Raw genomic sequence first — 13,108 nt, forward strand, 5'->3', positions numbered from 1 at the left:
CACCGGGTGCGGTCGTGGACGAGGGAGAGGCGAGATCGATGCGCGTGCTGTTCTGCGGGACTCCCGTCGTGGCGGTGCCGACGCTGCGTGCCCTGCTGGACAGCGACCACGACGTGGTCGGCGTCCTGACCCGCCCTCCCGCGCCGGTGGGGCGGCGACGCCGGTTGACCCCCAGCCCGGTACACCAGGCAGCATCGGAGCACGGTCTACCGGTCGTCACCACCGACCGGCCCCACGGCGAGGATGAACTCGCACAGATCACCGCCCTGGAACCCCAGGTCAGTGCCGTGGTCGCCTACGGCGCGCTGCTGCGCGAGCCCGCCCTGTCCGCGCTGCCCCACGGATGGGTCAACCTGCACTTCTCCCTGCTGCCGGCCTGGCGCGGTGCTGCTCCCGTCCAGCACGCGATCCGGGCCGGGGACACCCGGACCGGAGTGAGCACCTTCCGGATCGAGGCCGGGCTGGACACCGGCCCGGTGTATCTCACCCAGGACCACCCGATCCGCCCCTGGGACACGGCGGGAGACCTGCTGACCGAACTGGCCGATGTGGGTGCGCCGGTGCTGGTGCGCACCCTGGATGAGATCGAAGCCGGCACCATTTCGCCGGTTCCGCAGGCGGAGACCGGGGTCAGTCACGCCCCACGACTCAGTGCCGCCGACGGTCACGTCAACTGGCGCGCGCCGGCACAGGTGGTGGACCGGCAGATCCGGGCCGCCACACCGGCACCCGGGGCCTGGACGACCTATGATGGCCGCCGGATGAAGATCGGGCCGGTCCGTCCCGATGCGGAGGCCGCTGCCCTGGCGCCCGGGGTGCTCGAGGCCGGTGCGCAGGCCGTGCTGGTGGGCACCGGCTCCACCCCGGTGCGCCTGACCGATCTGGCGCCGGCCGGTAAGGGATGGATGGATGCCACCGACTGGGCCCGCCCGCGGAGCCAGGTTGCCCAGCGACGCCCGGTTCGAGGGGACCGATGATGACTGAGGAGCACCGCGGGCGCCGGGGCGCCGGCCGGCCCGGGTCCCGAAGAGGGCCGGACGGCGCGCGAGGTGGACCCAGGCGTGCGGACCGGCGGCAGACCTCGGGCCGGCCCAGCCGCGGGGACGCGTCCGGTACGCCCGGGGCCCGCACGGGCACCAGGAGCCCGCGCGCCCAGGCTTCCCCCGCACGTGTGGTGGCACTGGAGGTGCTCACCGCGGTCGCCGAGTCCGACGCCTACGCCAACCTGGTGCTGCCACCGTTACTACGCGAACGCGGGATCAGCGGGCGTGATGCGGCGTTCGCCACCGAACTCACCTACGGCACCTTGCGACTGCAGGGCCGTTATGACGCCATCATCGGCCTGGTCTCGGACCGGGCGGCCAGGGACCTGGACCCGGCGGTGGCCCGGGTGCTGCGGCTGGGCGCCCATCAGATCCTGGCGATGCGCGTGCCCGACCACGCCGCCGTCTCGGAGTCCGTCGCCCTGGCACGAGGCACCATCGGGGCCGGCCCGGGCAACTTCGTCAACGCGATCCTGCGCCGGATCAGCGAACATGCACTGGAGCACTGGCTCACACAACTGCCCAGGCCGGTCACCGACACCGGACTGGACGTGGACGCCGCCGCCATGGTCCACTCCCACCCGGCATGGGTGGTCCGGGCAATCCGGGCCGCACTGGGACCGGAGGCCGGCGCGGACCAGGTCGAGGCGGCGCTGGCGGCCAACAACACCGCGCCGGCGGTTTCGTTGTGCCTGCGTCCCGGCCTGGCCGTTCCCGGGGACCTGCCCGCCGACACCGCCACACCGGGCCGGTGGGCGCCGACGGCGCAGATGCTGACCTCCGGGGACCCCGGCGCCTTGGCCGCCGTGCGCGCCGGCACCGTCGGCGTACAGGACGAGGGGAGCCAACTGGTCACCCTGGCTCTGGCGGACACCGATCTGGAGGGCACCGCTCCACCTGGCTGGACCTGTGCGCCGGCCCGGGCGGCAAATCCGCACTCCTGGGCGCCCTGCTCGCCGAACGCGCGCCCGAAGGCGTGCTCACCGCGAACGAACTGGCCCCGCACCGGGCGGCGCTGGTGGCCGACTCGGTGCGGGCGGTGCGAGGCGTACTGCCGGGACTGGAGGTGCGCACCGGTGATGGTCGCGACGTGGGCACCGCCGAGCCGGGTCGGTACGACCGCGTCCTGGTCGATGCGCCGTGCACCGGCCTGGGGGCGCTGCGCCGTCGGCCCGAATCCCGGTGGCGTCGCACCCTGCAGGACCTGGCCGCACTGACCACCCTGCAGCGGGAACTGCTCACCTCGGCCCTGCGCGCCGTCCGTCCCGGGGGAGTGGTGGCCTACGTCACCTGCTCCCCGCACATGGCCGAGACCAGTGTGGTGGTCACCGACGTGCTGCGAGACTTCCCCGGCGCCACGCTGCTGGGCGCCGCTGCCGCGCTCGGCCGGGTCTCGGTCACCCCGCCCGATGACCTCACCGGGCCGATGGCGCAACTGTGGCCGCACCGGCACGGCACCGACGCGATGTTCCTGGCACTGATCCGGCGGTGACGGCCGCGGCCATGAGGTGCCGGTCGAGGAAGTAGGCTGGCGAGCCATGGCGATCCTCATCTCACCGAGTGTGCTGAACGCGGACCTGTCCCGGCTCACCGAGGAGGTCGAACGGATCAGCGACGCCGACTTCGTGCATCTGGACGTGATGGACAGCCACTTCGTCCCGAACCTGACGTTCGGGTTACCGGTGGTACGGGCACTGTTGGAGCACGTCTCCACCCCGGCCGATGTTCATCTGATGATTGAGGACCCGGACACCTGGGCGCCGCAGTTCGCCGAGGCGGGTGCGGCCTCGGTCACCTTCCATGCCGAGGCGTCCGTCGCCCCGATCCGGCTGGCCCGGCGGCTGCGTGAAGCAGGTGCGCGCGCCGGGATCGCGCTGAAACCCGACACCCCGGTGGAGCCCTACCTGGACCTGCTCGGCGAGTTCGACATGGTCCTGGTGATGACGGTGGAACCGGGGTTCGGCGGCCAGCCGTTCCTGACCTCAATGCTGCCGAAGATCACCCGGGCCCGACGCGCGATCGAGCAAGCCGGCCTGGACGTGTGGGTGCAGGTGGACGGCGGGGTCTCCCGTGACACGATCGCCCAGGCCGCCGGCGCCGGTGCGAACATGTTCGTCGCCGGATCCGCGGTGTACCGGGCCGCGGACCCGAACGCGGAAATCGCCGCCCTGCGCGACCTCGCCACCGCCGCCTACCCGGCCTGACGGGCCTCCCGGGGAAAGGGCCGTGCGGGCACGACCGGACCCGGATGTGGCACAATAAGGTCAGCAAGAGACGTGCTCCGGGGTCGGTGAAAGTCCGAACCGGCGGTGATAGTCCGCGACCCGGCCTACGCATTCGTGCGGCGGGCGGTTGACCTGGTGGAATTCCGGGACCGACGGTGAAAGTCCGGATGGGGGAGGATGCACGCGGCGCCGATACGTATCGGCGCCGGCCGAGGTTGCGCCGCGCAACCCAGGCGGACCCCGGGTCACGCCTGGGAAGGAGAGGCCGCCGTGGCCCGCAGCACCGTCACCTTGGTGGCGCCCCGAGCAGGACCCGCGCTGAGCGTCCTGGCCCCGGTGGTGGCCGGCATCTCGGTGCTGCTGGGCTGGGAACTCCTCGCGTGGTCGTTGGACTCCCGTTCCCTGCCAGCGCCCAGCGCCCTGGGCCCGCGGCTGCTCACCGAGTGGCGTGAGGGTGGCCTGGCCGGATACGCCACCACCACCATGGCCGAGGCACTGCTGGGCTGTCTCATCGGGTTCATGGTCGCGGTGCCGCTGGGTTACCTGATCGCCCGCTCGGCGGCTGTCTCCGCCGCCCTGGGACCCTACGTGGCCGCGACCCAGGCGATCCCCGCCGTGGCGCTGGCGCCGTTGCTGGTGCTGTGGATCGGGTACGGCCTGGTGCCGATCGCGCTGTTATGTGCCCTGCTGGTCTTCTTCCCGATCCTGATCAACACGACCCTCGGCCTGACCACGCTGGACCCCGATGTCATCGATGCGGCCCGGGTGGACGGAGCCGGCCGGGGCCGGTTGCTCTGGCACATCGAGGCACCGCTGGCGCTGCCGTCCCTGCTCGCCGGGGTACGTAACGGCTTCGTCCTGTCCGTCACCGGCGCTGTGGTCGGGGAGTTCGTGATGGGCGGTCAGGGCCTGGGGATGCTGCTCACGGTTTACCGGGACCGGCAGGACACCGCCGGCCTGTTCGCCGTCCTCATCGCACTGTCGGTGTTGGCGATGACCTTCTTCTTCGCGATCCGCTACCTGGAACGACGACTGCGTTGGTAAGGAGAACCATGAACGCACCCGCCGCCCTCCGCCGCTCCCGCCCCCGCATCCGCGGCCACCGGGGCCGACGGCGTACCACCCGCGCCCGGGGGACGATCGCTGCGGCCGCACTCGCCGTCGTGCTGGCGGGCTGCGCCGGACAGTCCGGGCCGGGGGACGAGGAGGGAGCCGGCGCCGGGCAGCAACCCGACGCCGCGGAGTCGACCGAGGTGACCATCGGCCTGACCTACATCCCCGACGTGCAGTTCGCGCCGTTCTACCTGGCGCAGGACGCCGGATACTTCGAGGCCGAGGGTCTGGAGGTGGACCTGCGCCACCACGGCGCCTCGGAGTCGCTGTTCGGCGCTCTGGAAGCGGGGGAGGAGGACGTGGTGATCGCCGGGAACGATGAGATCCTGCAGGCGGTCAGCCACGGCACCGACGTGGTGTCGCTGGCCACCATCTACCAGGACTACCCCGTGCAGATCTTCGTGCCGGCCGACTCCGAACTGACCGAGGTCGCTGATCTGGCCGGGCGCAACCTCGGGGTTCCCGGGCCCTTCGGACAGAGTTGGTTCGGGCTCCTGGGCTACCTGGACCGCGCCGGTCTGAGCGAGGATGAGGTGAACATCGAGCACGTGGGTTTCACACCTTGTTCAACGCGCTGTCCGAGGGTCACGTGGACGCCGTGGTCGGCTTCGTCACCGCCGACGCCGCTGCCTTTGCCACCGCCGACTTCCCGGTGCGCACGATCGCTGATCCCGACGTGCTCCCTCTGGTGAGCGTCGGACTGGGTGCCTCGCAGGAGTGGCTCAACGACCACTCCGAGGCCGTACCCGGTCTGATCCGGGCTGTGGAACGAGCGGTGGATGACATCCGCGCCGATCCGCAGGTCGCCGTGGACGCTGCCAGCGCGCACATCCCCGGGACCATGACCGACCAGGATGAGGCAGCGGCGCTGCTCACCGCGGAGGCGATGGTCGAGCTCTACGGCACCGGAGAGTTCGGCGCGCAGGACCCGGAGGCGTGGGAGGAGATGGCCGAGTTCATGGACCAGGTGGGACTGCTCGACGAGCCCGTCCCAGCAGATGAGGCCTACACCACGCAGTGGCGCTGAGCGCAGTAGGCTGGGCTTCCGTGAAGACGTTCGAGGAGCTGTTCGATCAACTGCAGCAACGTGCTACCGACCGCCCGGCAGGTTCGGGCACGGTGGCGGCCCTGGATGCCGGTGTGCATTCGATCGGGAAGAAGGTCATCGAGGAGGCTGCCGAGGCCTGGATGGCGGCCGAGCACGAGAGTGCCGAACGCACCGCGGAGGAGATCTCCCAGTTGCTCTACCACCTTCAGGTGCTGATGCTCGCCCGCGGGCTGACCCTGTCCGACATCTACCGCCATCTGTGACCACCCGGCGCTGACCAAGGAGAGACGCGTGCTGCGAATCGCCCTCCCGAACAAGGGATCTCTCGCCGAGCCCGCGAGCCACATGCTGCGTGAGGCCGGCTACCGCCAGCGTCGCGACGGACGCGAACTGGTGCTGCCCGACCCCGACAACAACGTGGAGTTCTACTTCCTCCGGCCCCGCGACATCGCGGTTTACGTAGGGGCCGGAACCGTGGACGCGGGCATCACGGGCCGGGACCTGCTGCTGGACTCCGGGGTGGACGCGGTGGAACATCGTGCGCTGGGCTTCGCCGGCTCCACGTTCCGGTTCGCCGCCCCGGCCGACCAGATCGCAACCGTGGCCGACCTCGCCGGTAAGCGCGTCGCCACCTCCTACGCAACCCTGGTCGATGACCACCTGAGAGCCCGGGGCATCGAGGCCGAGGTGGTCCGGCTGGACGGGGCGATCGAGTCGACGGTGCGCCTCGGGGTGGCCGATGCGGTGGCCGATGTGGTCGAGACCGGGGCCACGCTCCGAGCCGCGGGACTGGAGGTCTTCGGCGAGCCGATCCTGCAGTCCGAGGCGGTTCTGATCCGCCCGGCCGGGCCGGAGGCTCCCGGGCTGGTGGTCCTGGATCGCCGCGTGCACGGGGTGCAGGTGGCCCAGCGGTACGTCCTGATGGACTATGACTGCCCGGTCAGCGTGGTCGAGCGTGCGGTCTCGGTGACACCCGGTTTCGAATCACCCACGGTTTCGCCGCTGCACGACAAGGGGTGGGTGGCGGTCCGGGCGATGGTGGAGCGGGACCGCACCAACCAGATCATGGATCAGCTCTACGAGGTGGGCGCCCGGGCCATCATCGTGACCTCCATCCACGCCAGCAGGATCTAGCGGCGCCACCCCGCCCGGGCTGCGCACGAGCAGGTGGCCGCTGCGGATGCGTCCCAGCAGCCACGGATGCACGATGGAGCAGGAGGTCTCACCGCACCATGTCCCGCCAGGACGATCCGTACCGGCCCTTCCGGCCCCGCGCCACGCGCGTGATCATCCCCATCCTGTTGGTGGCCTGCATCGCCGGATCCGCAGCAATCATCGTGCGTCTGGTGCAGTTCTCCAGTGACTACTCCGCCCAGATCCTCTCGGTCGTCCTGGTGCTGGCCCTGGTGGTGAGTTTCCTGCTCCGGGTGCTGGCGATCCGCGCCGTCCCCGACACCGAGGGGCTGCGGGTGTACAACATCGTGCTGCGCCACCACCTGCCCTGGCAGCGGATCGTCTCGGTGCACTTCGGGGACCGGTCCTGGGTCCAACTGGACATCGCTGACGGCACCACGTTGTCGGTGATGGCGGTCCAGCGCGCCGATGGGACCTACGCCCGCCAGGAGGCCGCCCGGTTATCGGCCCTGGTCACCGCCGCTGAGGGTGTGGGCGAGGACCCCGGCCACCGCCGCGGTCAGGAATGAGGCCGGGTCCTGGTCCAACCCACGTCCCATGGTGGACAGCGGTACCGGGCTCTGCGCCAGCGCCTCGGTGAGCCCGTCGGTGCCGACCGAACACAGGCGGTGCCCCGCCGCGGTCAGCGCACCGGACTGCTCCTGGATTCGATCGGCCACCTCGGCCAACGCGGCCGGCAGTACCGGAACCGGGATGTCCACCGGACGCAGGGCCACCTTGGTCAGCGCGGTCAGGGAGTGGTGCGAGATGCCGTAGTGACGGGTGCGCCGGTCGGCGCCGGAGACCCGCAATACCGCCACCGGGGCACCACCGAGAGCCGCGGCGGCGTTCAGGGCCTCGCCCACGGCCACGCCGGAGAAGCCCCAGGCGGTCCCGGTACCCACGTTCCCGGGACCCTGGGCCACGACCACCAGATCTGCGCCCAGCACGTGCCGGGCCACCAGGAGGCCGGTGTGGACGTTCACCGCTTCGTGGTCTCCGCCGAAGGCCTGCCCCACCGAGATGGTCCCGATCAGCCAGTCTGCCTCGCGCAAACCTGCCACGGCGCGGGAGAACCACACCGGCAGCGCGGCGTCGTCGGTCATCAGATAGGCGACCCTGGGCCTGGCTGCACCGGCCTGTCCGGCCGCCCACCGGGCGCCGGCCAGCACCGCCGGGAGCGCCGAGTGCAGGTCCGCCACCACCACCGGCAGACCGTCCAGGTCAGCCGCGTCGGCCAATTGGGAATGGAACGGGGACTCCTGCTCATCGGCCGCCAGCACCATGGTCTGCAGCGGGGTGTAGCGGGACTTGATGATGTGGCCGGGTCCGGGCGGTGGATCCGGGGGCAACCGATCCGGGAGCGCCACCACGAAGGCGTATCCGCCGGTACCCAGGCCGCGGGCCAGGGCGGTGGTGTTCAGCAGCACCCGGTCGCCCGGGCGCGGATGTCCCACCAGATCGGGATAGGCGAGGGCGCGCATCGTCTCATCGCCCACGCTCACCTGCACCTCGATCGACCCGGTCCAGGCCCGACCGAGTTCGGTCACCACACCCTCGCGCCACGTGATCACCTGGGCAACCTACCCGCTTCCTGGCGCTCCCGGGCTGCGATGACCGGCGGAGCGGCGCCTCACGGCCCCGGTCTCGAGCCAGGGCTGCGGTGCTCCACCGGGAGGTTCGGCATTAGCCTGGGGGTATGAGTGCACGCCTGGACGCCGCCGAACGGCTGCTGGCGCTGGTGATTGCGCTGTCCCACACCACCCACCGGATGACGAAGGGGCAGATCCGTGCGGGCGTGGCCGGGTACGCCGATGCCCGCTCGGATGAGTCGTTCGAGCGCATGTTCGAGCGGGACAAGGACACCCTGCGCAGCCTGGGCGTGCCCCTGGTCACGCTGACGGACCCGACCCACGAGGATGATGTCGGCTATCGCATCGACACCACCGCCTACGCACTGCCGGCGGTCGACTTCACCCCGGCGGAAGTGGGGGTGCTCTCGCTCGCGGCCCGGGTGTGGCAGGACTCGCGACTATCGGCCCAGGCCCAGCGCGGCCTGACGAAACTGCGGGCCACCAGCGCCAGCGCCCAGGCACTGGAGCCCGCCCTGGCGCTCCGGGTACGGGGCCCCGATGCTGCCTTCGACGAACTTCTGGAGGCGATCATGGCCCGCCAGGCCGTGCAGTTCGACTACCGGGCGGCCAACACCGGGACCGTGGCCCGGCGCACCGTGGAGCCGTGGCGACTGTTCGCCAAGGACCGGGGTTGGTACCTGGTCGGATTCGACCGGGACCGGGACGCCCAGCGCCGTTTCCGGCTCTCCCGTATTGCCGGGGCGCGTGCACCGGGAAGGGCCGGCCGGTGTCGTCGTCATCCCCGGCCCGGAGGCTGGTGGGGACCAGACCCCGCGCACCCGGGTCCGGGTGGCGGTACTGCCCGAGCGAGCCGCGGCGCTGCGGGTCAGGGCCACCGCCCCCGCGCAGCCGGACCCGGAGGGGAGTCGTGAGGTGCTGGAGGTCGAGGCTGCCGACCCCGAACTGATCGCGGAGGAGCTCGCCGGGTACGGCGAGGCCGTGGTGGTGCTGGATCCGCCGCAGGTGCGCGAGGCGGTGTTGCGACGGCTCCGGGCGATCGCGCACGTCCACCCCGGCCAGGACGGAGGACCCCGTGCGGGCTGAGAACTCCGCGGATCGGGTGGTGCGCCTGCTGGCTCTGGTGAGCTATCTGGACGATCACCCCGGGGTGAGGGTGGCCCAGGTCGCCGAGCACTTCGGCGTCAGCGAGGCCCAGGTGCTCAAGGATGTGGACACGTTGTGGGTCTCCGGTACTCCGGGGTATCAGCACAACGACCTGATCGACTTCGCCGCCGATGATCATGAGCGCAACATCCTCACCCTGATCGAGCCCCAGGGGATGGAGACCCCGTTGCGACTCGGTGCCGTCGAGGCGGTTTCGCTGCTGGTGGCGTTGCGCTCCCTGGCCGAGACCGCGGGGGCGGGGGAGCAGGAGGTGGTCGCCTCGGCGCTTGAGAAGCTCACCGCCGCTGCCGGGAGCGCCGCGCACGCGGCCAGGTCTATCGATGTAGGCACGGGTCGGTCCGGAACCGACGGGATCGATGATCGGCTGGACCAGGTGCGTACCGCGATCGAACAGGGCCGCCAGCTTCACCTGCGATATGTCTCGGCTGCCGACGTGGTCTCGCATCGCACGGTGGACCCCTTGCGCTTGCTGACCGACTCCCAGCGCTACTTCCTGCACGCGTGGTGCCACCGCGCACAGGACCTGCGCCAGTTCCGGGTGGACCGCATCCTGGACCTGGAGGTCCTGGAGGTATCGGCTCGGCTGCCGACCACTCCGACCTGCACACCGCCGACACACCCGATCCGGAACTGGCCAGCGCGCGCTGGCGGGTCCGCCTGGAACTGGCGTCCCGGGCCCGGTGGGTAACCGAACAGTTCGAGGTGGCCGGGGTGACCGAACTCGGCGAGGGCCGCTTCGCCGTACAGATCGATGTGGTGGACCCGTCCTGGTTGCGCAACCTGGTAGTTTCCCTCGGCCCCGACGTCTTGGCGGTGAGCCCGCCCGAGGTCGCCGCGGAACTGTCCGACTTCGCTCGCCAGGCGCTCAGAGCCTACGACGAGGACGCGGCAGCCACCGGTCAGTAGCGGGGGGACCCGCGCGAGGCCGGGGGCGCCTAGACTGTGGGGTATGTGGTTCGCGATCTGGACGCTGCTCATCCTGGGCGCGCTGGCCTTCCTCGCCTACCTGGGATGGCGGTTGTGGCGGGGCTCGATCCAGCCGCTACTGGTCGAGTTCGGCCGGGCCGCAGAGGTCACCGGTCGCCTGGCGGAGCAGGTGGCGCAGTTGCAGCAGGCCCACCCGGACCCGGTGTTCACCCCGGACGTGTTCGCCGATGCCGCCCAGCGCGAGGGATTCGCGCGGCTGCGTCATGAGGTCAGGCAGATCCGGCGAGATCGCAAGGCCGAGCGCAGAGCCCGCACCTACGCCCGATGGCGGGAACTGGGTCAGCCGTTCTGAGGCCGGCGTTGCCGGTGCGGTCCGGGTAGGGGCGGATCCGGGGTGTTCACGACGTGTTCGTTCAGCGAACCTGACGGCACCGGTCAACGGGGGATACACTCGGCAGGTAGACTGGGTGGAAATGCGCCTCGTCGTGGAGGGATCTTTTATGTTGCGCAATCCGGCCTTCTGGGTCGTCCTGTTCCTGGTCATCGTGCTGCTCTTCGGGGCGAACAAGCTCCCAGCCCTGGCCGGCAGCGTGGGCAAGTCGCTGAAGATCTTCAAGAAGGAGGTCAACGAACTCCAGGAAGATGGTGAGGCCAAGTCCGAGCAAGACTCCGGTACCGCCACCATCTCCTACGACCAGCCCACGGCGAGCACGCACCAGCCACCGCAGGCGACCCGGCACACCGGTTCACCCGCTGAGCCTCCGAAGTAGGAGTGCCGCAGCGCAACACCCGGCGCCGCGACCCTGAGGGACGGATGTCCCTGTCCGCCCACCTGAGGGAGTTGCGGCGGCGGTTCATTCTGGGTGCAGTGGGCGTCCTCGTCGGCGCCATCGCGGGCTGGTTCCTGTCCGATCAGGTGCTGGTAATCATGCAGGAGCCGATCGAGCGGCTCCAGGCCGAGGGCCTGAGCGCGCAACTGAACTTCCAGGACGTCACCTCCGCACTGGATGTGAAGGTGCGGGTCTCCTTGACGCTTGGCCTGATCCTGTCCAGCCCGTGGTGGATGTACCAGGTCTGGGCCTTCATCAACCCGGGCCTGACCACCAAGGAGAAGCGCTACACGGTCGGCTTCGTGGGCGCCGGTGTCCCGCTGTTCGTCGGCGGGGTGGCGATGGCGTGGATCGCCCTACCCAACACGGTCCGGCTGCTCACCCAGTTCACCCCTTCGGGCGATACCGCCTCGAACTTCATCAACGCCACCGTCTACCTGAAGTTCGTCATGCAGTTCGTGCTGATCTTCGGGTTCGCCTTCCTGCTGCCGCTGATCATGGTGGCACTGACGTTCCTCGGTGTGGTGCGTGGCGTCACGTGGCTGCGGGGGTGGCGCTGGGCAGTCATCCTGATCTTCGTCATCGCCGCACTGGCCACCCCCACGGCTGACCCGGTCACCTTCATCCTGATGGCTATCCCGGTGATCATCCTGTACTTCATCGCGGTGGGCGTGTGCGTGCTGCGCGACCGCAGCAGGGACAAGAAGGCCGCCGCGGACGACGACGACTCAGCGGCCGAGGGGCCGGGGGACGAGGGACCAGCACAAGGCGGAACAGGCGACGACGACGGCGCACCAGGCGGCGGCGGCACCGTGGGTGAGGGGTCGGTCGAACCGGCCGGCCAGATCGCCGGGGGCGGTGCAGCAGAGACCGCCCCGGACGACCCGGTTGAGGAACTTCCGCGCGGGACCGGCTCGGGCACCGCCCCGGCGTGAGCCGTCCCCAGCCCAGTGGGCCCGTTCCCGGCTGCAGGGCACCCGTGTGACCACCGTCGGTGTGGTCATCAACCCGACCGCCGGGAACGGGCGAGCGCAGGGACGGGGCCTTGAGGTGATGGCGGCGCTGCGCGCCAACGGCGTCCGCACGGTGGACCTGAGCGGACAGGACGCCGAGCACGCCCTGGCCCTGGCCCGCGCCGCCCTGGACACCCTCGACGCACTGGTGGTGGTCGGTGGTGATGGGATGGCGCACCTGGGCGTGAACGCGATCGCCGGCACCGGTGTCGCGCTCGGACTGGTGCCGGCCGGTTCGGGCAACGACCTGGCCCGCGCGCTGGGCGTCCCGGTCGGTGACGTACCCGGCGCAGTGCGGATGATCCTGCAGGCCGTGGCCGAGGGGCCCCGGTACATCGACGCGATCGCGACCAACTCCACCGTCGCTCCGGCCCGGGTTCCGCGCTGGACGGCCTGTGTGCTCTCCGCGGGCCTGGATGCGGCCGTGAACGCCCGGGCGAACACCTACCGCTGGCCCGGTGGTGCGGCGCGGTACCTGCGCGGAGTGGTGGCGGAACTGGCGACCTTCACGCCGTACCACTACCGGATCACCATCGATGGACAGGTGCGCACCCAGTCCGCCACCTTGGTGGCACTGGCCAACGGGCCCACCTTCGGTGGCGGCCTGAAGATCGCCCCGAACGCCGAGTTCGACGACGGCTTGATGGAGGTGGTCATCGCCGACGCGCTGAACCGGCGCCAGATCCTTCGGATCTTCCCGCGGCTGTACAACGGTACGCACCTGTCTCACCCGGCCGTACACGTGATGCGGGCGCGGGAGGTGACCCTCGAGCCCGGGGGAGAGGTCCCCCCGCCACGAGCATTCGGCGACGGAGAGGACCTGTTCGCATTGCCGCTGACGGCGAAGGTGCTGCCTCGGGCGGTTCCGTTGCTGGCACCCAGCCCGGAATCGTCGCCACGGCGCCCGGCACACCGGCGTTGAAGCCGCTCGGGCGCTGCGGGCACGGCAGCGGGGTGCCACGGCACTTAGGGTGGTG

Annotated in this window: 15 protein-coding genes, 2 pseudogenes and 1 riboswitch; of the genes and pseudogenes, 16 read left to right on the forward strand and 1 reads right to left on the reverse strand. The window is 70.8% G+C overall.

Features of this window, described 5'->3' with window-relative positions; genetic code table 11:
* Positions 1–38 precede the first annotated feature (38 nt).
* The 8 genes and pseudogenes from fmt (at position 39) to ACRRRO_RS17685 (ending at position 7,132) form a co-directional block, all read left to right on the forward strand.
* Positions 39–977, forward strand: coding sequence for a methionyl-tRNA formyltransferase (fmt, locus tag ACRRRO_RS17650; protein WP_434080657.1), 939 nt, complete (start codon positions 39–41; stop codon positions 975–977).
* Positions 977–2,535: pseudogene (locus ACRRRO_RS17655) on the forward strand (RsmB/NOP family class I SAM-dependent RNA methyltransferase). Before fmt ends, ACRRRO_RS17655 begins: the two are co-directional and overlap by 1 nt.
* A 46-nt stretch (positions 2,536–2,581) precedes the next feature.
* Positions 2,582–3,247 carry a ribulose-phosphate 3-epimerase gene (gene rpe, locus ACRRRO_RS17660; protein ID WP_424785956.1) on the forward strand — a complete coding sequence of 222 codons (666 nt, stop codon included), beginning with the start codon at positions 2,582–2,584 and terminating at the stop codon, positions 3,245–3,247.
* Positions 3,248–3,315: 68 nt separating this feature from the next.
* Positions 3,316–3,451, forward strand: a riboswitch (FMN riboswitch).
* Positions 3,452–3,538: 87 nt separating this feature from the next.
* A complete protein-coding gene (locus tag ACRRRO_RS17665; protein WP_424785955.1) occupies positions 3,539–4,312 on the forward strand; it encodes an ABC transporter permease in 774 nt (257 codons plus the stop codon).
* Positions 4,313–4,320: 8 nt separating this feature from the next.
* Positions 4,321–5,408, forward strand: a pseudogene (locus tag ACRRRO_RS17670) (ABC transporter substrate-binding protein).
* Positions 5,409–5,428: 20 nt separating this feature from the next.
* Positions 5,429–5,692 (forward strand): phosphoribosyl-ATP diphosphatase, encoded by a 264-nt coding sequence (locus tag ACRRRO_RS17675; RefSeq protein WP_424785953.1) that lies wholly within the window; start codon positions 5,429–5,431, stop codon positions 5,690–5,692.
* Positions 5,693–5,720: 28 nt separating this feature from the next.
* Complete coding sequence (gene hisG / locus ACRRRO_RS17680) at positions 5,721–6,563, forward strand: ATP phosphoribosyltransferase (protein ID WP_424796158.1); 843 nt, start codon at positions 5,721–5,723, stop codon at positions 6,561–6,563.
* A 98-nt stretch (positions 6,564–6,661) separates the two neighbouring features.
* Positions 6,662–7,132, forward strand: coding sequence for a PH domain-containing protein (locus ACRRRO_RS17685; protein WP_424796159.1), 471 nt, complete (start codon positions 6,662–6,664; stop codon positions 7,130–7,132).
* Here the strand turns inward: ACRRRO_RS17685 and ACRRRO_RS17690 are convergent.
* Positions 7,064–8,176, reverse strand: coding sequence for a DUF3866 family protein (locus tag ACRRRO_RS17690; RefSeq protein WP_424796160.1), 1,113 nt, complete (start codon positions 8,174–8,176; stop codon positions 7,064–7,066). The genes ACRRRO_RS17685 and ACRRRO_RS17690 overlap by 69 nt on opposite strands.
* A gap of 125 nt (positions 8,177–8,301) precedes the next feature.
* Between ACRRRO_RS17690 and ACRRRO_RS17695 the strand changes: the two genes are divergently transcribed.
* The 8 genes from ACRRRO_RS17695 (at position 8,302) to ACRRRO_RS17730 (ending at position 13,053) form a co-directional block, all read left to right on the forward strand.
* Positions 8,302–9,108 (forward strand): helix-turn-helix transcriptional regulator, encoded by an 807-nt coding sequence (locus tag ACRRRO_RS17695; RefSeq protein WP_434080658.1) that lies wholly within the window; start codon positions 8,302–8,304, stop codon positions 9,106–9,108.
* Positions 9,026–9,280, forward strand: a complete 255-nt coding sequence (locus ACRRRO_RS17700; RefSeq protein ID WP_434080659.1) for a WYL domain-containing protein — start codon at positions 9,026–9,028, stop codon at positions 9,278–9,280. Before ACRRRO_RS17695 ends, ACRRRO_RS17700 begins: the two co-directional genes overlap by 83 nt.
* A complete protein-coding gene (locus tag ACRRRO_RS17705) occupies positions 9,270–10,049 on the forward strand; it encodes a helix-turn-helix transcriptional regulator (RefSeq protein ID WP_434080660.1) in 780 nt (259 codons plus the stop codon). Before ACRRRO_RS17700 ends, ACRRRO_RS17705 begins: the two co-directional genes overlap by 11 nt.
* The gene (locus ACRRRO_RS17710; RefSeq protein WP_434081603.1) at positions 10,025–10,267 is read left to right on the forward strand and encodes a WYL domain-containing protein; all 243 of its coding nucleotides are present in this window, start codon (positions 10,025–10,027) and stop codon (positions 10,265–10,267) included. The genes ACRRRO_RS17705 and ACRRRO_RS17710 overlap by 25 nt, the downstream gene beginning before the upstream one ends.
* Before the next feature lie 43 nt (positions 10,268–10,310).
* Entirely contained in the window at positions 10,311–10,640 is a 330-nt protein-coding gene (locus ACRRRO_RS17715; protein WP_424796163.1) for a hypothetical protein, read from the forward strand.
* Between the two features lie 148 nt (positions 10,641–10,788).
* Positions 10,789–11,058 (forward strand): twin-arginine translocase TatA/TatE family subunit, encoded by a 270-nt coding sequence (tatA, locus tag ACRRRO_RS17720; protein WP_424796164.1) that lies wholly within the window; start codon positions 10,789–10,791, stop codon positions 11,056–11,058.
* A 44-nt stretch (positions 11,059–11,102) separates the two neighbouring features.
* Positions 11,103–12,053 (forward strand): twin-arginine translocase subunit TatC, encoded by a 951-nt coding sequence (gene tatC, locus ACRRRO_RS17725; protein ID WP_434080661.1) that lies wholly within the window; start codon positions 11,103–11,105, stop codon positions 12,051–12,053.
* A gap of 46 nt (positions 12,054–12,099) precedes the next feature.
* Positions 12,100–13,053 (forward strand): diacylglycerol/lipid kinase family protein, encoded by a 954-nt coding sequence (locus tag ACRRRO_RS17730; protein ID WP_424796166.1) that lies wholly within the window; start codon positions 12,100–12,102, stop codon positions 13,051–13,053.
* Positions 13,054–13,108: the final 55 nt, after the last annotated feature.

It is taken from the genome of Sanguibacter sp. Z1732 (assembly GCF_051020515.1).
GTDB lineage: Bacteria > Actinomycetota > Actinomycetes > Actinomycetales > Beutenbergiaceae > CALKWS01.